Raw genomic sequence first — 24,643 nt, 5'->3', positions numbered from 1 at the left:
AGGGACCGCCTGCTTGAAGATCGCCAGCTGGAACGTCAATTCGCTCAACGTGCGCATGGCGCACCTGTCGCAATGGCTGCGCGAGGCGCAGCCGGACATCGTCGCCCTGCAGGAAACCAAGCTCGACGACGAGCGGTTTCCCGATTCGGACCTCGCCGCCCTGGGCTACCGCAGCGTTTTCTGCGGCCAGAAGACCTACAACGGCGTGGCACTGCTGAGCCGCCTGCCGTTCAGCAGCGAGTGCATCACGGCGATCCCTGGTTTCGACGATCCACAGAAGCGCGTGCTGGCGGCCACCGTCGGCGACCTGCGCATCGTGGATCTGTACGTGGTGAACGGCGAAAGCGTGGGCAGCGCGAAGTTCGACTACAAGCTGCGCTGGCTGGCGGCCGTGCGCGAATGGCTGCGCGCCGAGTTGCTGGCGCACCCGAACCTCATCGTGCTGGGGGATTTCAACATCGCGCCGGACGATCGCGACGTGCACGATCCCAAGCGCTGGCGCGAGAAGATCCTGTGCTCCACGCCCGAGCGCGAAGCGCTGCGCGCGCTGCTGGATCTCGGGTTGCACGACAGCTTCCGCCTGTTCAACGAAGACGGCGGCCATTACAGCTGGTGGGATTACCGGCTCGCCGCATTCCAGCGCAACTGGGGATTGCGCATCGACCTGGTGCTGATCAGCGACGCCCTGAAAGCCCGCGCGACGGCCGCGGGCATCGACACCGTGCCGCGCGGCTGGGACCGGCCGAGCGACCACACGCCGGTGTGGGTGCAGATCGACTGAGCGCCAAAAAACAAAACCCGGCGCGAGGCCGGGTTTTGTTCCTGTCGCGGGGTGCGGCCATCCCTGACCGCGCCTCGCATGCCGTTTCCGCAGTGCTTAGCGCACGCGACCGCGGCGGAACAGATTGACGATCGCGAGCAGGACCACCGCGCCGATCAGCGAGATGATGAAGCCCGTAACGCTGAAGCCTTCGTTGATGTTGGCGCCGCTGATGCCGAGCATGCCGCCCAGCCAGCCGCCCAGGAACGCGCCGACGATGCCGACGATCACGTTGAGGATGATGCCCTGCTGCGCATCGGTCCGCATGATGAGACTGGCCAGCCAACCGACGATGCCGCCAACGATCAACCAGATGATGATGTTCATGCACCCACTCCTTTTGAATGTGTCAGCGAATTCCGCGTGACCCCCCAGGGGAAGGGGGTACGGCGGCAGTCTCTGCGGGCACGCGTGAAGGTGGAGTCAGAACTCAATTGTGGCGAAAAACCGCTTGTTTTCAGCGGTTTGTGAATTTCGTGAAGGGCGCGTCACGCGCCCGCGAGCAGCGCCGCGAGTGTTTCGCGCGGCAGTTTTCCGGTTTCGTTGCGCGGCAACATGGGCACGCAACGCAGCGGTCGCGGCAGGAAGACCGGATCCAGTGCGCGCCGCAATGCGGCGAGGATCGAGGTTTCGTCGAGCGTGGGTGCGACGGCGAGTGCGGCGATGCGGCGCACGCCCCCTTCGCCGGGTTCGTCGAGCTGGAAGACGATGCCGTCCTCGACGCCCGGAATCGCGAGCAGCTTGCGCGTCATGTCGCCGAGCGAAGCGCGCTTGCCGGCGATTTCGAGCAGGTCGGCGTTGCGTCCGCGCAGTACGAACGTGCCGTCGGCGTGGGTTTCGATCAGGTCCGCGAGGACGACCGGTGTTTCCAGGTGCGGCGCATGCACCGCGGTGCCGTCGGGCTGCGGCACCACGCGCACGCCGGGCAGCGGCGTCCACGCGGTTTCGTGCGCGGTGCGGCGGCGCGCGATGACGCAGGTTTCGGTCGAACCGAAGACTTCGCGCACTTCGCAACCGAAACGCGCTTCGGCCTGCGCAGCGAGTTCCGTCGACAGCGGCGCGGTTGCCGACACGATCGCGCGCATCGGCGGCAAGTCGCAGCCGGAAACCAGCAGCGCGCGCAGGTGCACCGGCGTGGTCACCAGGATGCGCGGTGCGCGTGCGTGCGCGAGCGCGAGCGCGATGTCTTCAGGGAAGAACGGACGCGCCGCGTGCACGGCCACCGGCCCGAGCAGCGGCAACAACACCGACATCTCCATGCCGTACATGTGTTGCGGCGGCACCGTCGCGACCAGGTGCGCGTCGCCTTCGGGCCACAGATCCGACAAAGCAGCCAAGTTCTGCGCCGTGCTGCGTCGGAAGCTGCCCCAGGTTTTCGGATTCGCCTGTGGGCGGCCGGTGCTGCCGGAGGTGTAACCGATCGCGACCAGCGCATCGTCGTCGAGCGTCGGCGTCTCGCCGACGCGTTCGGGCAGGACGTCGGGCAAGCGCAGGTAGCGCGCGGGAGCGGGTGAGAGGTCGCCATCGCCGATGCAATAACTGTCGGGATGTTGCGCCATCGCCTCGTCGACCATGCCCGGCGCGCGCGAGGGCGGCAGCAGGTTGGTCTGCCCGCGCAGCGCGATCGCGCAGAAGGCGACGAGGAAGCGATAGCGGTCTTCGCACAGGTTGATCGCATGCAACCCCGGCGGCAGCATCGCGGCCACGCCGCGCACCTGCGCCAGGAAGATTTTGAGCGGCACGTCCCCACGTGCGTCGAAGACCACCGCGCGCGACGGATCGCCCGCGGCAATGGATGTGTGCGGCGCGCGTGCGCCGGTCTGGATGACTGCGGACATGGCCCTGCTTTTCCCTTGGCGGCCTGAGCCGCCCCCCTTCGCGTACTTTACGCTGGCTTCCTGGTCCCGGGATTGTTCCCCCACACGATGGAACCCGCCTTCACATCGGTCGATCCGGTCCGGCTGCCGCGCTGGACCTGGCGCGACCACGCCCGCGGCACGCCCGCAGAGCCACTCGTGCGCGATTGGCTGGGGGCGGTGCTGGCGGTGCCGTCGGCCTCGATCGAATTGCACCGCGATGCGTTGGGCCGGCCGCGCCTGGCCGGCGCGCTGCAGGGATTGGACGTGAGCTGGAGCCACAGCGGCGATGGCTTGCTGATCGCGCTGGGGGAGAACGTGGATGTCGGCGTGGATCTGGAACGCGCCCGCCCGCGCCCGCGCGCGCTGGAACTGGCGCACCGCTTCTTCCACGCGACCGAACACGACTGGCTCCGCGCCTTGCCCGAACCCGACCGCAACGAAGCCTTCCTCCGCCTGTGGTGCGCGAAGGAGGCGGTGCTGAAGGCACATGGGCGCGGCATCGCCTATGGCCTGGACAAGTTCGGGCTGGCCGATCTCGACGGCGGGCTGGCGATGACGCACCCGCACGCCGGCCTCGGCGGCCCCTGGTCCTTGCATGAATGGGCGCCGCGACCGGGCTATCGTGCGGCGCTCGCGTGGCGCGGCCGCTAAGATGCGCGCCCCATGACGACGCCTGCCGCCCCCGACCTGTCCGCCCTGCGCCCCGAACTGGAAGCGGGCCTGCGCACGCTCGGCCTGGATGTCGCCCTCGCCACGCCCCTGCTCGACTACGTCGCGCTGCTGGTTCGGTGGAACGCCACCTACAACCTCACCGCCATCCGCGACCCGCGCGAGATGATCGCCAAGCACCTGCTCGATTCGCTGGCGATGCACCCGTACGTCGACGACGTTGCGCGCCTGGCCGATCTCGGCACCGGCGCGGGCCTCCCCGGCATTCCGCTGGCGATCGCCAAACCGGGGCTGCAGGTCTCGCTGGTGGAGAGCAACGGCAAGAAGGTGCGCTTCCTGCGCGAGGCGATCCGCAAGCTCGGGTTGGCCAACGCGGAGGCCGTCGAATCGCGGATCGAGGCCTTCGACGCCCCCGGCCGGTTCGATGCGATCACCGCGCGCGCGCTCGCCACGCTCCCCGCGATCCTGCAATCCGGCGGCCATCTCCTGCGACCCGGTGGCGTTCTGCTCGCAATGAAGGGCGTCGTGCCCAGCGAAGAGATCGCCGCGCTGCCGCCGGGATGGCACGTTCGTGAGTTGCATCCGATGCGTGTGCCCGGTCTCGATGCCGAGCGGCACCTCATCGTCGTGGCTGCGGCATAATCGGGATCCGGCCGCCTCCACCGAGCAGCGCCGAACCACCGGGGGACATCGCGCCGTGACGGCCCGCATCATCGCTGTTGCCAACCAGAAAGGCGGCGTCGGCAAGACCACCACCTCCGTGAACCTCGCGGCGGCCCTGGCGCGCACGCCAAAACGCGTGTTGCTCGTGGATCTGGATCCGCAGGGCAACGCGACGATGGGCAGCGGCGTGGAGAAGCGCGACCTGCGCGCCTCCATCACCGACGTGCTGCTGGAAGAAATGCACGCGCCCTCGGCGATCGTGAAAACGCCCGAAGGCTTCGACATCCTTCCCGGCAACATCGATCTCACCGCCGCGGAAATCGAATTGATGGACGAGGAAGGCCGCGAGCAGCGCCTCAAGCGCGCGCTCGAGCCGATCCGCGACCAGTACGACTTCATCATCATCGACTGCCCGCCGGCCTTGTCGCTGCTGACGCTCAATGCGTTGACGGCCGCCGATTCGGTGCTCGTGCCGATGCAGTGCGAGTACTACGCGCTCGAAGGCCTGTCCGCGCTGATCGACACGATCGATGCGCTCAAGCGCAGGCTCAATCCCGCGCTGGAAATCGAAGGCGTGCTGCGGACGATGTTCGACGTGCGCAACAATCTCGCCAACGCGGTGTCGGCGGAATTGACGCAACACTTCGGCGATCGCGTCTTCCGCACCATCGTGCCGCGCAACGTGCGCCTGGCCGAAGCGCCGAGCCACGGGCAAAGCATCGTCGCCTACGACAAGGCCTCGCGCGGCAGCGTCGCCTACCTCGGCCTGGCCGGGGAAGTGATGCGCCGCCAGCGCGAACGCGAGCAGACCGCAAAGAGCGCGACGCCGGAACCGAAGAAGGAAGTGCAAGCATGACCGTCGCGAAGAAGCGCGGCCTCGGGCGAGGTCTCGAAGCCCTGCTCGGGCCGAAGGCCGCCGCCGAAACCGCGCCGCTGGAAGCCCAGCCCGGCGAACAGCTGCGCCAGCTGCCCGTCGGCCAGCTGCAGCCCGGCCGTTACCAGCCGCGCAGCGGCATGGACCAGGGCAAGCTCGCCGAGCTGGCCGAATCGATCCGCGCGCAGGGCGTGATCCAGCCCATCGTCGTGCGCGAGATCGACAACGCGGGCAAGGGCGCGCGTTACGAAATCATCGCCGGCGAACGCCGCTGGCGCGCCTCGCAATTGGCGGGCCTGGCTGCGATCCCCGCGGTGATCCGCGTGGTCGACGACCACGCCGTCATCGCGATGGCACTGATCGAAAACATCCAGCGCGAAGACCTCAATCCGCTGGAAGAAGCGCTCGCGCTGCAACGCCTGATCGACGAATTCGACCTCACCCACGCGCAGGCCGCCGATGCGGTGGGCCGTTCGCGCGCGGCGGTCTCCAACTTGCTGCGCCTGCTCGAACTGCCGCCGGAAATCCGCGTGCTCGTGGAAACCAAGGCCATCGAGATGGGCCATGCGCGCGCGCTGCTCACGCTGGCGCCGCAGGCCGCGGTCGCCCTGGCGCGCCAGGCCGCCGAACACGAGTGGTCGGTGCGCGAAGTCGAACATCGCGTGCAACAACTGATGGCCGGCCAGGTCGCCAACGGCAGCGCCACGCGCAAGGCCAAGCCGGTCAAGGCCAAGCCGCAGGCCGACATCGCGACGCTTGAGCGCGAGTTGTCGGAAACCCTCGGCACGCGGGTCAACGTCCTGCACGGGCGCGCGGGCAAGGGCCGGCTGGTGATCCACTATTCGGACCTGGAATCGCTCGACGGCGTGCTCGAACGGCTGCGCGGCAAGGCCGAGTGAGTTGTCGCACGGGCGTGAGGCCGCGTGCACGGGCGCGCGGCTAGGCTGCGGCACTTTCGAAAAGCGGAGCTTGGCGCCCCATGGCGGACACGACTGACACGGCTGTCACCGACACCATCCTCGTCACCGGCGCCGCCGGTTTCATCGGCGCCTACACGTGTCGCGAGTTGCGCGCACGCGGCGCGAACGTCGTGGGCCTGGACAACTTCAACGATTACTACGATCCGCAGCTCAAGCGCGATCGCGTCGCCGCGCTGTGTCCCGACGTCGAAATCGCAGAAATCGATCTGACCGACCGCGCGGCGCTCGAAGCGCTGTTCGACAAGCATCGCTTCGGCCGCGTGATCCATCTCGCCGCGCAGGCCGGCGTGCGATATTCGCTCGAGAATCCGCACGCCTACGTCGACAGCAACCTGATCGGCTTCGTCAACATGCTGGAGTTGTGCCGGCATCGCGGCGTCGAACACCTGGTGTATGCGAGTTCGTCCTCGGTGTACGGCGATTCGGCGACGCCGCCGTTTTCCGAAGCGCAGCGCATCGACCGCCCGCGCTCGCTCTACGCCGCGACCAAGGCCGCGAACGAACTGATGGCCCACACCTACGCGCACCTGTACGGCCTGCGCGCGACGGGGCTGCGTTTCTTCACCGTGTATGGCCCCTGGGGCCGGCCCGACATGGCGCCGCTGCTGTTCTCGCGCGCGGTGCTCGCCGGCCGGCCGATCCAGGTGTTCAACCACGGCCGCATGCGCCGCGATTTCACGCACATCGACGACATCGTCGCCGGCGTGCTCGGCGCGATGGACGCCCCCGCGCGCCCCGCCGGCGAAAACGCCGCCGAGGGCGGGCCGCACCGCGTTTACAACCTCGGCAACCACACGCCGGTGGAGCTGGAGCGCTTCATCACCGTGATCGAGCAGGCGGCGGGCCGTCCGGCGGAAAAGAAGTATCTGCCGATGCAACCAGGCGACATGGTCGAGACCATGGCGGATACTGCGCGCGCCCACGCGGACTTCGGTTTCGAACCCGCGACCCCCATCGACACCGGCCTGCCGCCCGTCGTGCGCTGGTGCCGCGAGTACTTCGGAGACAAGGCTTGACCCACGCCCCGCAGCTGTCCGTCGTCGTGCCGGTTTTCAACGAGCAGGACAACGTTGGTCCCTTGCTGCGGGAAGTCGTGGCCGCCCTGCGCGGCCGCGTGGAATTCGAAGCGGTCTTCGTCGACGACAATTCGAAGGACGGCACGCTCGCCGCCTTGCGCGCGCTGAAGGCCGAAGTGCCGGAGCTGCGCGTGTTGCATCACGTCAAGCAAAGCGGCCAGAGCACCGCGATCCGCACCGGCGTGCGCCACGCGCGCGCGCCGTGGGTGGCGACGCTGGACGGCGATGGGCAGAACGATCCGGCCGACATCCCCAAGCTGCTCGCCGCGCGCGATGCGGCGAAGCCGGACATCCGCCTGTTCGCGGGCTGGCGCGTCAATCGCCAGGATTCGGGCAGCAAGCGCTGGGCCTCCAAATGGGCCAATGCGATCCGCACCCGCATGCTGCACGACGACACGCCCGACACCGGCTGCGGGATCAAGCTCTTCGAGCGCGAAGCCTTCCTCGACCTGCCGTATTTCGACCACATGCACCGCTACCTGCCGGCGCTGATGCAGCGCGCGGGCTGGCAGACAGTGAGCGTGCCGGTGAACCATCGCGCGCGTTCGACCGGCGTGTCGAAGTACAACAACCTCAACCGCGCCCTGGTCGGCATTCGCGACCTGATGGGCGTGGCCTGGCTGATCGTGCGCAGCAAGCGCACCGGCGTCGAGGAGTCCTGAGAATGCTGGAGGCCGCGCCGGTCGCACAGGACTTCATGAATTCGCCGGTCCCGTGGCTCGCGTGGACCGGCCTGCACATGTCCCCGTGGAAGCTGATCGGCCTGACCGGGGCGCTGATGTTCGGCGGCCGGTGGCTGGTGCAGTTCGTCGCCTCGCGCCGCCACGGCAAGCCGGTGATCCCGCGCCTGTTCTGGTACATGAGCCTGGTCGGCTCGGTCATGACCCTGGCCTACTTCGTGTTCTCGGCCAAGCAGGACTCGGTGGGCGTGATCCAGAACCTCTTCCCCGCCTTCACGGCCGGCTACAGCCTGTACCTGGACATCCGCCACCGCGGCTGGCACCGGGACAAGGCGACCCACTGACCCCCGTTCGAGGGGGATTTCAGGCAAATCAAGGGGTTTTGCCCTCGCCGGGGTAGCCCGGCGGCCTTCGGGCGGGCATAATGCGCGGCTCGCTGCGGCAGTCCCGGGCCCCAAGGCCCATTGCAGCGTGGCCGTCGTACCCCAGGCCATGGGGTGCATCACAGACACCATCGAGGTGCGCAATGTCCCGCGTTTGCCAAGTTTCCGGCAAGAGCGTGCAGACGGGTAACAACGTCTCGCATGCGAACAACAAGACCCGCCGTCGCTTCCTGCCCAACCTGCACGAGCGTCGTTTCTGGGTCGCCAGCGAAAACCGCTGGGTCAAGCTGAAGGTTTCCGCGCACGCGCTGCGCACCATCGACAAGAACGGCATCGACTCGGTCCTGGCGCAACTGCGCGCCCGTGGCGAGAAGGTCTGAGGAGTAAACGACCATGGCAAGCAAGCGCGACAAGATCCGCCTGATCTCCTCGGCCAACACCGGCCACTTCTACACGACCGACAAGAACAAGAAGAACACGCCGAACAAGATGGAGGTCAAGAAGTACGACCCCGTCGTCCGGAAGCACGTGATCTACAAGGAAGGCAAGATCAAGTAAGCCTTCGTTGTTCGAAGCTTCGAGAGAAACCCGCCGGAAGGCGGGTTTCTTTTTGCCCGTCGTTCAAGCGCCGCGGCGGTTGCGCACGAGCGATTCGACCACCGACGGATCGGCCAGCGTCGACGTATCTCCGAGTTGATCCGGCGCGTCCTCCGCGATCTTCCGCAGGATGCGCCGCATGATCTTCCCCGAGCGCGTCTTCGGCAGGCCCGGCGCCCATTGCAGGTGGTCGGGCGTCGCGATCGGTCCGATTTCGTGGCGCACGTGGGCGATCAGTTCCGCGCGCAGCGCTTCGCTTTCGGCTTGGCCGGCCACGAGCGTCACGTAGGCGTAGATGCCCTGTCCCTTGATGTCGTGCGGGAAGCCGACGACCGCGGCCTCGGCCACTTTCGCGTGCGAGACCAGCGCGCTTTCGACTTCTGCCGTCCCGATGCGATGACCGCTGACGTTGATCACGTCGTCCACGCGGCCGGTGATCCAGTAATCGCCGTCGGCGTCGCGACGGCAGCCATCGCCGGTGAAATACATCCCGGGATACGCGCGAAAGTAGGTTTCGATGAAGCGTTGATGGTCGCCGTAAACGGTGCGCATCTGGCCGGGCCAGGAATCCATCAGCACGAGGTTGCCGGCCGCTTCGCCTTCGAGCAGGTGGCCTTCGGCATCCACCAAGGCGGGCTGCACGCCGAAGAAGGGTTTCATCGCGCTGCCCGGTTTGGCTTCGATGCCGATGGGCGGCACGATCAGCACGCCGCCGGTTTCGGTCTGCCACCAGGTGTCGACGACCGGGCAACGCGCATCGCCGACGACGTCGTGATACCAGCGCCATGCTTCGGGATTGATCGGTTCGCCGACGGTGCCGAGCAAGCGCAGCGACTTGCGCGAAGCGGCCTTCACCGGCGCATCGCCTTCGCGCATCAACGCGCGGATCGCGGTGGGGGCGGTGTAGAAGATCGTGACCTGGTGCTTGTCGATCACGCGCCAGAAGCGCGAATGATCCGGATGGTTCGGCACGCCTTCGAACACCAGGGCGGTCGCGCCGTTGGCCAGCGGGCCGTAGACGATGTAGCTGTGGCCGGTAATCCAGCCCACGTCGGCCGTGCACCAGTAGATGTCGTCCTGCCGCAGGTCGAACACGCGTTCGTGCGTGAAGCTCGCAAAGACGAGATATCCGCCCGTCGTGTGCAGCACCCCCTTCGGCTTGCCCGTCGACCCGGAGGTGTAGAGGATGAAGAGCGGATCTTCCGCGTTCATCGGCTCGGGTTCGCAGGTGTCGGGCTGGCCCTCGACCACGACGTCCACCCAGCGGTCGCGCGGCATCTGCATCGCAACGGCGGCGCCGGTGTGGCGCACGACGAGCACGGTCTCGACGGAGTTGGTGCCGGGCAGTGCGAGCGCGGCGTCGACGTTCGCCTTCAACGCGATGCGCTTGCCGCCGCGCAGGCCTTCGTCGGCGGTGATGATCAGCTTGCTGCGGCAGTCGGCGATGCGGTCGGCGATCGACTGCGGCGCGAACCCGCCGAACACCACCGAGTGGATCGCGCCGATGCGCGCGCAGGCGAGCATCGCGACGACCGCATCGGGAATCATCGGCAGGTAGATCGTGATGCGATCGCCCTTGCGCACGCCGAGGTTGCGGAGTGCGTTGGCGAGACGGCAGGTGCGCGCGTGCAGTTCGCGATAGGTGATGCGTTGCGCTTCGCCGTCCGGATCGTCGGGTTCGAAGATCAGCGCGGTGCGATCGCCGCGCGTGGCCAGGTGCCGATCCAGGCAGTTGACGCTCGCGTTGAGCACGCCGTCGGCGTACCAGTGGATGCGGAAATCGTCGGCGTCGAAGCTGACGTCGCGGATCTGCGTGGGCTCGGCGATCCAGTCGATGCGCTGCGCGATCGCCTTCCAGTAGGTGTCGGGATCGCTGAGCGATTGCGCGTACTCGCGCGCGTAGTCGGTCGATCCGGTCATGCGCCAACCCCTCGCGACGTGGGCCGACAGTTTGCCTTCAACGCGGCGGGGCGGCGAGTTCGGCGGCGCTCAACACGCCGTCGCCGTTGGCGTCCTGCCGACGGAAGGCGTCGGCCAGGCGCGCGCGGTGCGCTTCGCGCGTGATCGGCTTGCCGCGGCCGGCGGGTTGCTCGGCGGGCGAGAGCGTGCCGTCGTGGTCGGCGTCCATCGCATCGAAGGCGTAGCTCAGCCAATCCTGGTATTCGACCAGCGACACGCGTCGGTCGTGGTCGGTGTCCATGCGCGAGAGGTAATCGCCGCTCGCGACCACCTGGGCGAACGCAGCCGGCGCCAGGAGACAGGCAAACAAAAACCCCGCACGCGAACGTGCGGGGTTTCGTGGACGGTGCCTTGCTGCGTGCATCAGGCCTGCAGCTGGTAGCCCTTCAGGCGCGCCGAGAAATCCTGCAGCGCGCGGATGCCGCTGGCTTCGGCTTCGCGGCACCACTGCTGGAGGTTCTGCAGCGTCGCCGCGGCGTCGTTGCCGCGCGCTTCGAGCACGGCCGCCAGGCGGGCGCGATGTTCGACCAGCGCGCGGATGCGCGGACGCGCCTCCACCCACTCCTGCATCTGCTGGCGCGCATCCGGCTTGAGCCAGCGGCCATCGTCGCTCAGGCCCTTGCGCAGCTGGCGCGGAAGCATGGCGCGCAGCTTGCTGCCGGTGGCCTGCGCTTCTTCCTTGAGCGCCGGCTTGAGGACATTGCGCTGGTAATCGGTCATCGCCTGGAAGCGATGCGCGAGCAGCGCCTTGATCGTCTCGGTATCCGGCACGTTGATGTTCGGACGCACATCGAGCGTCGGCGCCACGCGCAGCACCTTGGCCATGCCGATGGATTCGAAGAACTTGATCACGCCCCAGCCGATGTCGACTTCGAACTTGCGCAGCGCGAACTTCGCCGAGCTCGGGAAGGCATGGTGGTTGTTGTGCAGTTCTTCGCCGCCGATCCACACGCCCCACGGGGTGAGGTTGGTCGCCGTGTCGGTGGTTTCGAAATTGCGGTAGCCCCACCAATGGCCGAGGCCGTTGACGACGCCCGCGGCCCAGAACGGGATCCACAGCATCTGGATCGCCCACACGGCCACGCCCGGCACGCCGAACAGCGCGAAGCTGATGAAGAGCAGCAGCGTCGGGCCCATCGTCGCGTGCGGCGTATAGACCTTGCGCTCGATCCAGTCTTCCGGGCAGCCCTTGCCGTACTTCTCGATCGACTCGCGATCGCCGCGCGCTTCGCGATACAGCTCCACGCCGCGCCAGAAGACGGTCTTGATGCCCTTGTGCATCGGGCTGTGCGGATCTTCCTCGGTCTCGCACTTCGCATGGTGCTTGCGATGGATCGCCGCCCATTCCTTCGTGATCATCGACGTGGTGATCCACGTCCAGAAACGGAAGAAGTGCGCGAGCACCGGATGGAAATCGACGCCGCGATGCGCCTGGCTGCGATGCAGGTACAGGGTGACCGAGAAGATCGTCAGCTGCGTGGCAACCAGGAGGTAGACCACCAGGCCGACCCAACCGAATTGCAGCAGACCGCCGCCGAGGAAATCGAGAAAAGCTTGCATCGTGACTCCGAGTGTAAAAGCAGGGGCGTTTCACCCCGAGGGCATCATGCCACCCGCGATCATCCATGCGCCCGGGTACGGCGCAGTTCCGTGATGGGGGTGTTCAGACCGGATAACAATCTTCACGTTGCACCGGCCGCTTTCACGCCCCATCTCATGAGTCGACGCGAATCGCGCAAACTCACGCCATGCCCGAACTGCCCGAAGTCGAAACCACGCGGCGCGGCCTCGCACCGCATATTGAAGGGCGCATCGTCGCCGACGTCGTGTTGCGTCGTCCGGATCTGCGCTGGCCGATTCCGCCGGAAGTAGCGGCCTTGCTCCCCGGTCGGCGGATCGATTCCGTTCGTCGGCGAGCGAAATACCTGCTGCTCGACACCGAAGTCGGCAGCGCGCTCCTCCACCTGGGCATGTCCGGCAGCTTGCGCGTCCTGCCGGGCGACACGCCGGTGGAAGCGCACGACCACGTCGACCTGAAACTCGCCGACCGGGGGCGCTCGAAAGGCCGCGTCCTGCGCTTCAACGACCCGCGGCGCTTCGGGTGCCTGCTCTGGCAGGCGCCCGGCGAGGTGCATGCGCTCCTGCGCGGCCTGGGCCCCGAGCCCTTGTCCGACGACTTCGACGGGGACTACCTCTTCGCCCGCAGCCGGGGCCGGAAAGCGCCGATCAAGACCTTCCTGATGGACCAGGGCATCGTCGTCGGCGTCGGCAACATCTACGCGGCCGAGGCCCTGTTCGAGGCGGGCATCTCGCCCCTGCGCGAGGCCGGCAAGGTCTCGCGGGAGCGCTACCACGCCCTAGCGGAGGCCGTGAAGCGGATCCTGGCCTACGCGATCGAGCGGGGCGGCACCACGCTCCGGGACTTCATCAGCCCCGATGGCCTGCCCGGGTATTTCGAGCTCGAACTGGCCGTCTACGGCCGGGGCGGCGCGCCCTGCCCGCGATGCGGGCGGACGATGAAAGAGGGCTCGATCGGCCAGCGCACGACCGTCTGGTGCCCCCGCTGCCAACGCTGAAAGCTTCAGCCACCAACGATCCGCGCAGGCAAGCATCGCCCAACGCGGGTATATTCCGGCGCCTGAGGGGAGATATGTCCGAGACGGCCGATATCACGGAGTTGCTGGACGCTGCACGCGACGGAGACCGTGGCGCGCTGGACCGTGTCCTGGCCACGCTGTACCAGGAACTCCACGCGATGGCCCGCCGCCAGCTCGCCGGGCAGCACGGGCACACGCTGGATGCGACCGCGCTGGTGCACGAGGCCTACCTCAAGCTCGTTGGCCGCAATTCGGCGCAGTTCGACGATCGCGCGCACTTCTTCGCCTATGCCGCCTCCGCGATGCGCAGCGTCGTGGTCGACTACGCGCGGCAGCGCCTGGCGCAGAAACGTGGCGGCGACCTGCATCGCGTGACCGAGCTGCCCGAGGAAGTCGAAGGCGGCCTGCGCCTCGATGAAGAAACCCTCGGCCTGGATACCGCGCTCACCCGTCTGGCCGCGGTCGACGCCCGCCTGGCGCAGGTGGTCGAGCTGCGTTACTTCGCCGGCCTTTCCGAACTGGAGATCGCCGCGCTGCTCAAGCGGTCCGAACGCAGCATCCGGCGCGACTGGCAGAAGGCCCGCCTGTTCCTGCTGGCCTCCTTGAAGGACTCCTGACGGGGCGCGTGATGGACCCCGAGCGCTGGCAACGGTTGTCCCCGCTGCTCGATGCGCTGTTCGAGCTGGATCAGGACGAACGCGAACGCAGCCTGCGCCTGATGCGCGAGGAAGATCCGCAGACCGCGGACGACCTGGAAGCCCTGCTCAAGCTGGAAACCGATCGCGAGGATTTCCTCAGCGAACCCCTCGTCGCGCCCTTGCCCGGCCCGCGGCCCGGCGTGGAAGTCGGCCCTTATCGTTTGGAACGCATGCTCGGCGAAGGCGGCATGGGCCAGGTGTGGCTGGCCGCGCGCGCCGACGGGTTGTATCAACGGCGCGTCGCATTGAAGTTGCTGCGCCCGGGCCTGGTCGATCCGAACCTGCGCCTGCGCTTCACCCGCGAACGCCAGATCCTCGCGCGCCTGGCGCATCCGCACATCGCGCGCCTGCTCGATGCCGGCGTGAGCCACGACCACCAACCGTATCTCGCACTCGAATACATCGAAGGCGAGCCGATCACCGACTACTGCCGCGTGCACCGCCTTTCGTTGGAATCGCGGCTCGACCTGTTCCACCAGATCTGCGATGCCGTGTCGCACGCGCACGCCAACCTGATCGTCCACCGCGATCTCAAGCCGTCGAACATCCTGGTCACGCCCGCCGGCGACGTGCGCCTGCTCGACTTCGGCATCGCCAAACTCATCGACGCCGACGTCGCCGCACCGGAACAGACGCGCACCGGCGTGCGCGCGTTCACGCTGCACTACGCCGCGCCCGAACAGGTGCGCGGCGAACCGGTCTCGACGATGACCGACGTGTATTCGCTCGGCGTCGTGCTCTACGAACTGCTCGCCGACGCCAAGCCCTATCGCCTCAAGCGCCAGAGCGACGCCGAGTGGGAAGAAGCGATCCTGCAGGGCGACCCGACGAAACCCTCGTCCGCGCTGCAACGCCAGGCCGATGCGGGCGACGGCGACACGCCGATGCTGCGCCGTCGCGCGCGCAACGTGATGGGCGACCTCGACAACATCGTGCTCAAGGCGCTGGCGAAGAAGCCCGAGCAGCGTTATCCGTCGGTGGAGGCGATGTCGCTCGACCTGGAGCGCTATCTCGCCGGCAAGCCGGTGCTCGCGCGTCCGCAGAGCGTCGGTTATCGCTTGCGCAAATACGTCGTCCGCCATCGTTGGGCGCTGGCGACCGGCATCGTCGTGACCGGCGTGCTCGGCGCCGCGCTGACCATCGTTTCGTGGCAGGGCCAGCAGGCCGTGCGTGAAACCGCGCGTGCGCAGGCGCTGCAGGATTTCGTCATCGGCCTGTTCGAAGGCGCGGGCGCGGCTCCGCGCGACGACGCGATCGACATGCGCTCGCTGCTGGACAACGGCATCGTGCGCGCCAACAGCGAGCTTGCGCGGCAACCGCTCGCGCGCGCCGAAGTGTTCGGCATCATCGCGCGCCTGCGGCTGGGCCTGGGCGACTATCCCGAGGCGATGGCGCTGCTCGAACGCCAGGCCGTGATCCTCAAGGCCGTCGGCGATGACGCTCCGGCGAGCCTGCAGATCGAAGCGGCGACGCAGCAAGGCTTCGCGCATCGGCAACTGGACGACCCGCGCAAATGCATCAACGCGATGCAGCCATGGATGGAACGCGCGCGCCGCGAGCAATCGCAATTGCCGGCGCAGGTCGCCGAGTACTATTCGCAGCTCGCGCGTTGCCGCAGCGCGGTGGGCGAGTTCAACGGCGCGCGGCAGTTGCTCGAATACGCGATGACCATCCGCCGCGAGACGCTCGACGACGAAGCCGGCGTCGCGGAGAACCTGTTCGACCTGGCGAACGTGGATGCCGACGCGGGCAAGTCCGACCTCGCGCTGGCGAACCTGCGCAACGCGCTGGCCTTCCTGCAGCAACGCGTGGGCGAACGCCATCCGCTCGCCATCCAGATCCATCGCCGCATGGGCGTGTTGTTGCGCGAGAAGGGACTGCCCGGCGAAGCGGCGAAGTCGGTCGATGCCGCACTTGCACTGTCGGCCGAACTGCTCGGCGAACGCCATCCGACCACGCTGGCGCTGCATCGCCAACGCGCGGCGGTCTACATGGAACAGGGTTGGCTCGACGTCGCCGAGCGCGACCTGCGCGACACCACGCCGCTGTTGATCGAACGCGTCGGCGAACGCCACGTCGATGTCGGCGCGAGTTTCTACACGCTCGGCATGCTGGCGTGGGAACAGAACCGCCTGGACGAAGCCGAACGCGATCTCGCCCAGGCGGTCGCGATCTGGCGGACCACTTCGGCGCGCACGCGCATGGCGCGCGCGATGGCCGAACACGCGCAGATCCTGCAGGCGCTGGGGCGCGTCAACGAAGCGCGCGCCGAGGTGAAACAGGCCGCGCAACTGGCGGTGACGCAACTCGGGTTGAAGCATCCCTTCGTCGCCGACGTCGAATATGCGAACGGCCTGATCCTGTCGGCCGAAGGCGACCACGCCGCCGCAAAGGCGAGCCTGGCGCGCGCGGCCGCGCTGTCGCGCCGCGCCGAGGGCCAGCCCGCCCTGGACACGCAGGCGATGGAACTCTCGCTGGCGCGCGAACAGGCACGCGACGGCGACGCCAAGGCCGTCGCCACCCTGAAACGCATGGCGACGGCCACGGTCTCCGGCGGCAGCGAACCCCGCAACCTGCGCTGGCGCGCACGCGCCTACCTCGGCGAAGTCCAATGCCGCGGCGCGGACGCCGCGCAAGCGCGCGTGGAGCTGGATGCGCTGTCCGGCGAAGTCCATACCGGCCTGCCGCAGGGTGGGCGCTTGCCGCGCGAAGTCGAGGCGATCCGCGCGGCGTGCATGCAGGTTGCGATGCAGTAGGCGGCGTTTCAGTCCAGCAGCGAAGGCTGCATCGGATCGATCCTGCCTTCGCCGCGCATCACCTTCTTGAACTCCGCGCGCGAGACCGACACGTAGCGGTCGTTGCCGCCGATCTCCACCTGCGGCCCGGCCTGCACCGCGTGGCCGCGTTCGTCGACGCGCACGGTCATCGTCGCCTTCTTGCCGGTGTGGCAGATCGTCTTGATTTCGGAGAGTTCGTCCGCCCAGGCGAGCAGGTACTGGCTGCCTTCGAACAACTCGCCGCGGAAATCCGTGCGCAGGCCGTAACACAGCACGGGGATGCGCAGTTGGTCGACGACTTCGCTCAGTTGCCAGACTTGCGGCTTGGACAGGAACTGCGCTTCGTCGACCAGCACGCAATCGAGCTTGCCGTGCGCGGCGATGTCGGCTTCCACGCGCCCCAGCAGATCGTCCGTGCGCCCGAACGCGACGCCTTCGGACCGCAGCCCGATACGTGAGGCCACGACCCCCGCCTTGCCGGCGCGGTCGTCCAGCGCGGGCGTGAAGATGAGCACGCGCATGCCGCGCTCGCGGTAGTTGTGCGCCGATTGCAGCAGAGTCGTGGTCTTCCCCGCATTCATCGCCGAATAGTAGAAATAGAGCTTGGCCATGGTCGCAATTATGCGTGACCAGAACGGCTAAACTGCGCCGCCCCGCGCTTGCCCACGGAGCGTCCCTTGCACGGCCTCAATCCTCCCCAACGCCAGGCCGTCGCACACGTCGACGGGCCGCTTTTGGTGCTGGCGGGCGCAGGCAGCGGCAAGACGCGCGTGATCGTGGAAAAGATCGCGCACCTGATCACCTCCGGGCGCATGCCGGCGCGCCGCATCGCGGCGATCACCTTCACCAACAAGTCCGCGCGCGAGATGAAGGAGCGCGTGGCCAAGCGCCTGAAGGGCGACACGGCCGAAGGCCTCACGATCTGCACCTTCCACGCGCTGGGCTTGAAGCTGTTGCAGATCGAACACGCCAAGCTCGGGCTGCGCCGCGGGTTTTCGATCTTCGACGCCGACGACAGCACCGCGCAGTTGAAGGATCTTTTGCCGCCCGGCAGCAAGCCCGACGTGCTCGACGCTGCGAAGAACCTCATTTCGCGCGCGAAGAACGCCGGCCTTTCGCCGGAGCAGGCGGCCCAGGCCGCGCAGAGCATCCGCGAACGCGAAGCCGCCGCCCTGTACGCGCGCTACCAGGCGCGACTGTCCGCATTCAACGCCGTCGACTTCGACGACCTGATCCGCCTGCCCGTGCAGTTGCTGGAAACCGACGAGGAAGCCGTGCTCGCCTGGCGCGAACGCATCGGCTATCTGCTCGTCGACGAATGCCAGGACACCAACGACGCGCAGTACCGCCTGCTCAAGGCGATCGCCGGGCCGCGCGGCGACCTCACCTGCGTGGGCGACGACGACCAATCGATCTACGCCTGGCGCGGCGCGAACCCGGACAACCTGTTCGAACTCGGCCGCGATTATCCGCAGCTGAAGATCGTCAAGCTCGAGCAGAATTACCGTTGCAGCAATCGCGTCCTGCGCGCGGCGAACGCGCTGATCGCCAACAATCCGCACGAGCATCCAAAGACGCTGTGGAGCGACCAGGCCGACGGCGAGCGCATCCGCGTGTGGGAATGCCGCGACAGTTCGCACGAGGCGGAAAAGGTCGCCGACCAGATCCATTTCCTCAACCAGTCGCGCGGCGCGCCGTGGAGCGACTTCTGCATCCTCTTCCGCGGCAACCACCAGTCGCGCGCGCTGGAAAAAGCGCTGCAGATGTTGCGCGTGCCGTATCACATCACCGGCGGCACCGCGTTCCTCGATCGCGGCGAAGTGAAGGATGCAATGGCGTGGCTGCGCTGCATCGCCAATCCCGAAGACGACGCGGCCTTCCTGCGCGCGGTGCAATCGCCCAATCGCGGCGTGGGCGCGACGACGCTCGCCAAGCTCGCGGAGATGGCGCAACAGGCGCAACTGCCGCTCTCGCGCGCGGCCGAATCGGTGGGGATGTTGAAGCAGCTCCAGCCGCGCGCCGCGAATTCGCTGCAGGCGCTGGCCGATCTGCTGAAAGGCTTGCGCAGCGATGCCACGCGCCTGCCGCCGGCCGAACTCGTGCGCAAGCTCAACGAACGCTCCGGCCTGCTCGCGATGGTGCGCGCGCAATGCAAGGACGAGGCGACGTTCCTGCGTCGCCGGCAGAACCTCGACGAACTCGCCGATTGGTTCGACGGGCCGAAGACCTCGGGCCCCGGCGAACTGGCGGCGGCGCTCGCGCTGCTTTCGCATTCGGACAAGGGCGATGCGGGCAACCAGGTGCGCCTGATGTCGCTGCACGCGGCCAAGGGCCTGGAATTCCGGTACGTCTTCATCGTCGGCGTCGAAGACGGCAACCTGCCGCACGATGCGTCGATCGAGGAAGGGCGCATCGATGAAGAACGCCGCCTGATGTACGTCGGAATCACGCGCGCGAAGGAGCAGTTGTGGCTGTCGCATTCGCGCGAGGCGCAACGCTGGGGCGAGAAGCACCGCCTGAAGCCGAGCCGCTTCATCGACGAACTGCCCGCCGACGAAGTGCAGCGCGACGGCGCCGACCCCGAGGCCGACGCCTCGCAGAAGAAGGAACGCGCGAGCGCGGGCTTCGCCGCCATTCGCGCGTTGCTCGACGCATGAAGCTGCGCGTGCGCGACATCGTCTCAGCCGACACGGACGCGATCCTCGCGCTCAACCTCGAATCCGAAGCCGTGCTCAGCCCGATGGATGCGGCGCGGTATGCGCATCTGCACGCGCAATCGGCGTACGGGCGCGTGGTCGAAGAAGACGGCGTAGTGGTGGCCTTCCTGCTCGCCTTCCGCGAGGGCGCCGACTACGACAGCGTGAATTATCGGTGGTTCGACGCGCACTACGGGGCGTTCCTGTATGTCGATCGCGTGGTGGTCGCGCAGGGGCACCAGGGCCGCGGGTTCGGTGCGCGCCTGTACGACGATCTGTTCGCGTTCGCGCGCCAGGCGCATGTTTCGAGCGTGACCTGCGAATTCGACATCGATCCGCCCAACGAGGCCTCGCGCCGATTCCATGCGCGCTACGGCTTCGACGAAGTGGGCACGCAAACCTTGCCGGGCGGCAAGCGCGTGTCGCTGCAGCGCGCGCCGGGCTGACATTCGCCCGTCGCGGGCGCTCGGCTACACTCGCGGCCCCGTTCGCCGCCAGGTTCGCCGCATGCGCTTTGCCGTCCTCGCCACTGCCCTGACGCTCGCCCTTGCCGGCTGCGCGACCACCGCCGGAACGACGCCTGCGCCGACGCCCGAAGCCACGCCCGTCGTAACGCAGGACGCGACGCCGGCCGATGACGCGCTCAACGCGGTCGCCTGGTATCAAACCTCCGCCGAACGCGATCTTGTCTATCGCACGGTGTATCGCGCAGCGTCGCAGCAACTGAAGGCCGCGCTCGCCGACAAAACGTGGGATGCGTTGCCGAAGGAAGACCGCACGGGGCCGGTGAAGGGGCTCAAGCCCGCGATCATCGTCGACGTCGACGAAACTGTGCTCGACAACGCGCCGGCCTCGGTGCGGCAGATCCTCGAACACCGCGGCTTCGACGAAGCGCAGTGGGGCAAGTGGGTCGAAGAGCGCAAGGCGAAGGCCTTGCCCGGCGCCGTGGAATTCCTGGGCGCGGCTGCGAAGCAGGGCATCACTGTCTTCTACATCACCAACCGCGATGCGAGCCTGGCGCCGGCGACCATCGCCAACCTGCGCAGCGCGGGTTTCCCGCTGGCCAGCGACGATCAGGTCCTCGGCTTGGGCACCGTCGTCGAAGGATGCGAGCAGGAAGGCTCGGAGAAATCGTGCCGTCGCCAACTCGTCGGCCGCTCGTATCGCGTGTTGATGCAGTTCGGCGACCAGGTCGGCGACCTGGTGCAGATCGTCGCGAACACGCCCGACGGCCGCCGCGCTGCCGTGGCGCCGTACGCGGACTGGATCGGCGAGCGCTGGTTCGTCCTGCCCAACCCCATGTACGGGTCATGGGAGCCGGCCTTGTTCGACAACGAATGGCGCCAGCCCGCCGCCGAGCGACGGGCAAAGAAGGAAGCGGCGCTCGATCCGGCCAATTGAATCAATACGTTGCACCACCATATTTCAGGTATTGCATCAGCTACGGCCGCTGGACTAGCCTGCACGCAGCCGGTTCGTCCGGCGCCATGCCACAACCGATGTCTTCCGGCCCGACCGGACTTTTGAAGGAGGCTTCGGCCTCCTTTTTCTTTGAGGGGATCGGCGATGATCCGCGCCATGCCGAACCGGTCGACGTCCGTCCCCCGCCTCGCCGCCTCCGTCCTCGCTGCCGCGTTGCTCGCCGCCTGCGCGAAGACGCCGCCTGCGCAACCCGGCGCCGAGCTTCCCGCGCAGGCGGTGCGTGCACTCGCCGATCGCCTGCGCGCCAACGATCCCGCGGGGTTCGCCACGGTCGCGGTGCCGCCGGCCCTGCACGCGCGCCTGGAAACCGCGTGGCGCACGGGGCGCAGTCGCTGGCCGCTCGACGAACTTCCGCTCGATGATCGCCTGCCCGCGATGCTCGCCGCCCTGGCCGAACCGAATGCGCGCACCGACCTGCAGCGCACCTTCGATGCACAGTTCGCGAACGCGGCCGACGAGCTGCGCTCCACGGCCACCTCGCTCGGCGATTTCGGCGTGCAATACATCCGCAACGAAGGCGACTACAGCGCGGCCGAGCGGGACCACTACACGCAAACCGTGGCGGCGCTCAGCCGCTGGGCCGCGAATGCGCCGCTCTCCGACGCCAAGCGCGCGCGCCGTGCGATCGCCCTGTTGTCGACGGCCGCGGCGGACGCCGGGATCACCGCGCCCGAAGACTTCGCCAACCACGGCATGGACGAATCGCTCGAACGCCTCGGGCCGTTCCTCGCCGCGACCAAGCAAGTCTTCGGCAGTTATGGGTTGAACCTGGACGCGAGCTTCGACGGCCTCGACGCCACGCTCGTCCAGCAGACCGGCGACACCGCCCGCGTGCGCGTGCGCTATCCGCTGGCGGGCGAGGAAATTGACACGATCCTCGACGTCACGCGCATCGGTGGGCGCTGGTACCTGGCCGACTATCTGCGCAACGCCGAGGCCTCGCTCGAGGGCCCCACGGCGCGCGCTCCGGCGCCTCCGCCCCCCGCCTCGACCCGCTCGACGGCGCCTTCGCCATAATGGCGGCGATGCCCAACCAGCCCAACCTCCCGCTGTTCGACGAAACGCCCACCCCGCCGCCGGCTCCGACGCCGTCGCCGGAGGCGGAAGCGCCGGCGCGCGAACTGCCGTCCAATCCGGTCCCCGAGGACGCAACGGCCGCGCACGACGCGCCCGAACTGCCGCTCGAGGCACCACCGGTCCCCGAAGACACGGCAACGCCGCCCCCCGTCGCGCCGCGCGACGGCTCGTCCAATCCGGTGGGCGCCCGCCCGCCGCTGTGGGCGCGCCTGATGGGCAAGTTGCTCGAGCCGTGGATCGGCCTGGAGCTCGAACCGCGCTCGCCCGCCGATTGGGCCGACGGCCGTCCGATCTGCTACGTGCTCGAAGACTACGGGCTGTCGAACGCGCTGATCCTCGAGCGCGCGTGCCGCGAAGCCGGCCTGCCCTCGCCGCTGCAACCGATGCCGGGCGATCCGCTCGGTCGCAAGCGCGCGTACGTCGCGCTCTCGCGGCGCCGCAACAGCAATCCGCTGAAGGTGCTCGGCCTATCTCCGGGCCCCGAACACAAGACGCACTCCGGTTCCCTCGCGCGCCTGTTGCAGGCGCATCGCGAAGACCCGGCGCTCGACGTGCAACTGGTGCCGGTGTCGATCTTCGTCGGCCGCGCGCCGGACAAACACAGCGGCTGGTTCTCGGTGCTGTTCTCCGAAAACTGGACGATCGTCGGTCGTTTCCGCCGACTGCTCGCGATCCTGCTCAACGGGCGTTCGACGACGGTGCAATTCGCGCCGCCCGTGCCCGTGCGCTCGGCGGTCGAGGAAGGCCTGGATCCCGAACGCACCGTGCGCAAGCTTTCGCGCGTGTTGCGTGCGCATTTCCGGCGCATCCGTTCGGCGATCATCGGCCCCGATCTTTCGACGCGCCGCCTGCTCGCCGACCAGGTGTTGTCCGCCGATTCGGTGAAGGAAGCGATCGCCGACCAGGCGCGCCGCGAAAATCCGTCCAACCCCGAGAAGGGCAAGGCCGAAGCCTGGAAGAAGGCGCACGCCTACATCTACGAGATCGCCGCGGACTACTCGCATCCGGTGGTGCGCTCGGCGAGCTTCCTGCTCTCCACGGTGTGGAACCGCATCTATCGCGGCGTGCTCGTGCATCACCTGGAAGCGGTCAAGCAGAACGCGCCCGGCCACGAAGTCGTCTACGTGCCCTGCCACCGCAGCCACATGGATTATCTGTTGTTGAGCTATTTGCTCTACACCAAGGGCATCGTGCCGCCGCACATCGCCGCGGGCATCAACCTCAACCTGCCGGTGATCGGTCCGATCCTGCGTCGCGGCGGTGCGTTCTTCCTGCGCCGCAGTTTCCGCGGCAACGCGCTGTATTCGGCGGTGTTCACCGAATACGTCTCGCAGCTGGTCGCGGGCGGTTATTCGATCGAATACTTCATCGAGGGCGGGCGCTCGCGCACGGGCCGCCTGCTGCCGCCGAAGGGCGGCATGGTCGCGATGACGGTGCGCGCCTTCGTGCGCCAGCCCACGCGTCCGGTGTTGTTCCAGCCGGTGTACATCGGCTACGAGAAGTTGCTTGAAGGCGACAGCTATCTCGACGAATTGATCGGCAAGCCCAAGCAGAAGGAATCGATCTGGCAGTTGCTCATGAGCATCCCGCGGGTGCTGCGCAGCAATTACGGCCAGGTCGTGGTGAATTTCGGCGAGCCGATCCGGCTCAACGACATGCTCGCCGAACACGCGCCCGCGTGGGACGGCACGCCGCTGGACGAGGACGATCGCCCCGACTGGTTGTCCGATACGGTCGATGCCACCGCGCTGCAGATCCAGGTCAACGTCAACCGCGCGGCGGACGTCAACCCGATCAACCTGCTCGCGATGGCGCTGCTGTCCACGCCCAAGCATGCGATGGGCGAAGCCGACCTGCTCGCGCAGATCGCGCTGTCGAAAACCTTGTTGAGCGACGTGCCGTATTCGTCGCTGGTGACGGTCACGCCGCACACGCCCGAGCAGATCATCGCGCACGGCGAGGAAATCAACATGCTCTCGCGCACCGCGCATCCGCTCGGCGACGTGCTGAGCGTGGACGGTGACACCGCGGGCCTGATGAGTTACTACCGCAACAACGTGCTGCATCTGTTCACCGCTTCGGCGTGGATCGCGGTGTGCTTCCTCAACAACCGCCGCCTGTCGCGCCTGATGGTGCAGCGCCTGGGGCGCACGGTGTATCCCTTCCTCAAGGCCGAGCTGTTCCTGCCGTGGGACGAGGACGAATTCGCGCAACGCATCGACCGCACGATCGATGTCTTCGAACGCGAAGGCCTGCTCAAGCACGTGAGCGACGACGAAGGCGGCATCCTCTCGCGCAGCGCGGGGCAGACCGACGAAGTCTTCCGCATCCGCGCGATCGGCCATTCGCTGCAGCAAGCCTTCGAGCGTTATTACATCGCGATCTCGGTGCTGGTGAAGAACGGCGCGGGCACGTTGTCCTCGGGCGAACTGGAAAGCCTGTGCCAGCTCGCGGCGCAACGCCTGTCGCTGCTGTACGCGCCCGCGGCGCCCGAATTCTTCGACCGCACGCTGTTCCGCAGCTTCATCCAGAAGATGCGCGAGCTGCGCATGGTGTGGCCGAACGAAGCCGGCAAGCTGATGTTCGACGAACGCCTGGACGCGTGGGCGAAGGACGCGCGCATCATCCTTGGCCGCGAATTGCGCCACACGATCGAGAAGATCAGCCCGGAAGCCGCGTCGAAGGCCGTGCCGCCCGCGGCGCCGCCGGTCGAGGCGCCGCCGCCTGCGACGGACACGCCCGACGCACCGCAGTAG

At 67.7% G+C, this 24,643-nt stretch carries 24 protein-coding genes; 18 read left to right on the top strand and 6 right to left on the bottom strand.

Annotated features, from left to right (window positions below; translation table 11 throughout):
• Nucleotides 1–13: 13 nt before the first annotated feature.
• Nucleotides 14–781, top strand: a complete 768-nt coding sequence (gene xth, locus AC1DOM_RS01195; protein ID WP_498959412.1) for an exodeoxyribonuclease III — start codon at nucleotides 14–16, stop codon at nucleotides 779–781.
• A gap of 96 nt (nucleotides 782–877) precedes the next feature.
• Here xth and AC1DOM_RS01190 read toward each other — a convergent pair whose 3' ends face one another.
• Nucleotides 878–1,147 carry a GlsB/YeaQ/YmgE family stress response membrane protein gene (locus tag AC1DOM_RS01190; RefSeq protein WP_498959410.1) on the bottom strand — a complete coding sequence of 90 codons (270 nt, stop codon included), beginning with the start codon at nucleotides 1,145–1,147 and terminating at the stop codon, nucleotides 878–880.
• A 161-nt stretch (nucleotides 1,148–1,308) separates the two neighbouring features.
• Nucleotides 1,309–2,658, bottom strand: coding sequence for an AMP-binding protein (locus AC1DOM_RS01185; protein ID WP_498959408.1), 1,350 nt, complete (start codon nucleotides 2,656–2,658; stop codon nucleotides 1,309–1,311).
• A gap of 87 nt (nucleotides 2,659–2,745) precedes the next feature.
• On the opposite strand from AC1DOM_RS01185, the gene AC1DOM_RS01180 reads away from it, so the two are divergent.
• The 9 genes from AC1DOM_RS01180 (at nucleotide 2,746) to rpmG (ending at nucleotide 8,562) form a co-directional block, all read left to right on the top strand.
• Complete coding sequence (locus tag AC1DOM_RS01180) at nucleotides 2,746–3,330, top strand: 4'-phosphopantetheinyl transferase family protein (RefSeq protein WP_498959406.1); 585 nt, start codon at nucleotides 2,746–2,748, stop codon at nucleotides 3,328–3,330.
• 12 nt (nucleotides 3,331–3,342) lie between these two features.
• Nucleotides 3,343–3,990, top strand: a complete 648-nt coding sequence (gene rsmG / locus AC1DOM_RS01175; RefSeq protein WP_498959404.1) for a 16S rRNA (guanine(527)-N(7))-methyltransferase RsmG — start codon at nucleotides 3,343–3,345, stop codon at nucleotides 3,988–3,990.
• A gap of 55 nt (nucleotides 3,991–4,045) precedes the next feature.
• Nucleotides 4,046–4,867: a ParA family protein gene (locus AC1DOM_RS01170; RefSeq protein WP_498959402.1), complete on the top strand. Its 822-nt coding sequence runs from the start codon at nucleotides 4,046–4,048 to the stop codon at nucleotides 4,865–4,867.
• Nucleotides 4,864–5,784, top strand: coding sequence for a ParB/RepB/Spo0J family partition protein (locus AC1DOM_RS01165; protein ID WP_498959400.1), 921 nt, complete (start codon nucleotides 4,864–4,866; stop codon nucleotides 5,782–5,784). The genes AC1DOM_RS01170 and AC1DOM_RS01165 overlap by 4 nt, the downstream gene beginning before the upstream one ends.
• A gap of 80 nt (nucleotides 5,785–5,864) precedes the next feature.
• On the top strand, nucleotides 5,865–6,881 hold the full coding sequence (locus tag AC1DOM_RS01160; protein ID WP_498959399.1) for an SDR family NAD(P)-dependent oxidoreductase: 1,017 nt from the start codon (nucleotides 5,865–5,867) through the stop codon (nucleotides 6,879–6,881).
• Nucleotides 6,878–7,603, top strand: coding sequence for a glycosyltransferase family 2 protein (locus tag AC1DOM_RS01155; protein ID WP_498959398.1), 726 nt, complete (start codon nucleotides 6,878–6,880; stop codon nucleotides 7,601–7,603). Before AC1DOM_RS01160 ends, AC1DOM_RS01155 begins: the two co-directional genes overlap by 4 nt.
• A gap of 2 nt (nucleotides 7,604–7,605) precedes the next feature.
• Nucleotides 7,606–7,965, top strand: a complete 360-nt coding sequence (locus AC1DOM_RS01150) for a lipid-A-disaccharide synthase N-terminal domain-containing protein (protein WP_498959397.1) — start codon at nucleotides 7,606–7,608, stop codon at nucleotides 7,963–7,965.
• Nucleotides 7,966–8,147: 182 nt separating this feature from the next.
• Nucleotides 8,148–8,384 carry a 50S ribosomal protein L28 gene (rpmB, locus tag AC1DOM_RS01145; protein WP_036168661.1) on the top strand — a complete coding sequence of 79 codons (237 nt, stop codon included), beginning with the start codon at nucleotides 8,148–8,150 and terminating at the stop codon, nucleotides 8,382–8,384.
• Nucleotides 8,385–8,397: 13 nt separating this feature from the next.
• A complete protein-coding gene (rpmG, locus tag AC1DOM_RS01140; protein ID WP_036168663.1) occupies nucleotides 8,398–8,562 on the top strand; it encodes a 50S ribosomal protein L33 in 165 nt (54 codons plus the stop codon).
• 63 nt (nucleotides 8,563–8,625) lie between these two features.
• Here rpmG and acs read toward each other — a convergent pair whose 3' ends face one another.
• Genes acs through AC1DOM_RS01125 form a run of 3 tightly spaced genes read right to left on the bottom strand, consistent with a single transcriptional unit; the run spans nucleotide 8,626 to nucleotide 12,120 of the window.
• Nucleotides 8,626–10,521, bottom strand: a complete 1,896-nt coding sequence (gene acs, locus AC1DOM_RS01135) for an acetate--CoA ligase (RefSeq protein ID WP_498959396.1) — start codon at nucleotides 10,519–10,521, stop codon at nucleotides 8,626–8,628.
• Nucleotides 10,522–10,558: 37 nt separating this feature from the next.
• Nucleotides 10,559–10,924: an EF-hand domain-containing protein gene (locus AC1DOM_RS01130; RefSeq protein ID WP_498959395.1), complete on the bottom strand. Its 366-nt coding sequence runs from the start codon at nucleotides 10,922–10,924 to the stop codon at nucleotides 10,559–10,561.
• Nucleotides 10,924–12,120 (bottom strand): DesA family fatty acid desaturase, encoded by a 1,197-nt coding sequence (locus AC1DOM_RS01125; protein WP_498959394.1) that lies wholly within the window; start codon nucleotides 12,118–12,120, stop codon nucleotides 10,924–10,926. The genes AC1DOM_RS01130 and AC1DOM_RS01125 overlap by 1 nt, the downstream gene beginning before the upstream one ends.
• A 188-nt stretch (nucleotides 12,121–12,308) precedes the next feature.
• Here AC1DOM_RS01125 and mutM point away from each other — a divergent pair, with 188 nt between their 5' ends.
• From mutM to AC1DOM_RS01110, 3 genes are all read left to right on the top strand, one after another.
• Nucleotides 12,309–13,136, top strand: a complete 828-nt coding sequence (gene mutM, locus AC1DOM_RS01120; RefSeq protein ID WP_498959393.1) for a bifunctional DNA-formamidopyrimidine glycosylase/DNA-(apurinic or apyrimidinic site) lyase — start codon at nucleotides 12,309–12,311, stop codon at nucleotides 13,134–13,136.
• Between the two features lie 74 nt (nucleotides 13,137–13,210).
• On the top strand, nucleotides 13,211–13,774 hold the full coding sequence (locus tag AC1DOM_RS01115) for an ECF-type sigma factor (protein ID WP_036168671.1): 564 nt from the start codon (nucleotides 13,211–13,213) through the stop codon (nucleotides 13,772–13,774).
• A gap of 11 nt (nucleotides 13,775–13,785) precedes the next feature.
• Nucleotides 13,786–16,611, top strand: a complete 2,826-nt coding sequence (locus tag AC1DOM_RS01110) for a serine/threonine-protein kinase (RefSeq protein WP_498959392.1) — start codon at nucleotides 13,786–13,788, stop codon at nucleotides 16,609–16,611.
• Nucleotides 16,612–16,619: 8 nt separating this feature from the next.
• Here AC1DOM_RS01110 and AC1DOM_RS01105 read toward each other — a convergent pair whose 3' ends face one another.
• On the bottom strand, nucleotides 16,620–17,243 hold the full coding sequence (locus tag AC1DOM_RS01105; protein WP_498959391.1) for a thymidine kinase: 624 nt from the start codon (nucleotides 17,241–17,243) through the stop codon (nucleotides 16,620–16,622).
• A 66-nt stretch (nucleotides 17,244–17,309) separates the two neighbouring features.
• On the opposite strand from AC1DOM_RS01105, the gene AC1DOM_RS01100 reads away from it, so the two are divergent.
• From AC1DOM_RS01100 to plsB, 5 genes are all read left to right on the top strand, one after another.
• Entirely contained in the window at nucleotides 17,310–19,289 is a 1,980-nt protein-coding gene (locus AC1DOM_RS01100; RefSeq protein ID WP_498959390.1) for a UvrD-helicase domain-containing protein, read from the top strand.
• A complete protein-coding gene (locus AC1DOM_RS01095) occupies nucleotides 19,286–19,774 on the top strand; it encodes a GNAT family N-acetyltransferase (protein ID WP_498959389.1) in 489 nt (162 codons plus the stop codon). Before AC1DOM_RS01100 ends, AC1DOM_RS01095 begins: the two co-directional genes overlap by 4 nt.
• Before the next feature lie 61 nt (nucleotides 19,775–19,835).
• Nucleotides 19,836–20,729 (top strand): 5'-nucleotidase, lipoprotein e(P4) family, encoded by an 894-nt coding sequence (locus AC1DOM_RS01090; RefSeq protein ID WP_498959388.1) that lies wholly within the window; start codon nucleotides 19,836–19,838, stop codon nucleotides 20,727–20,729.
• Nucleotides 20,730–20,906: 177 nt separating this feature from the next.
• Nucleotides 20,907–21,827 carry a hypothetical protein gene (locus tag AC1DOM_RS01085; RefSeq protein WP_498959387.1) on the top strand — a complete coding sequence of 307 codons (921 nt, stop codon included), beginning with the start codon at nucleotides 20,907–20,909 and terminating at the stop codon, nucleotides 21,825–21,827.
• Nucleotides 21,827–24,643: a glycerol-3-phosphate 1-O-acyltransferase PlsB gene (gene plsB / locus AC1DOM_RS01080; RefSeq protein ID WP_498959386.1), complete on the top strand. Its 2,817-nt coding sequence runs from the start codon at nucleotides 21,827–21,829 to the stop codon at nucleotides 24,641–24,643. Before AC1DOM_RS01085 ends, plsB begins: the two co-directional genes overlap by 1 nt.

This window comes from Lysobacter sp. P5_B12, assembly GCF_056400425.1.
Note: the sequence above shows the minus strand (reverse complement) of the source record. Positions and strands in the feature narration are given on the sequence as shown.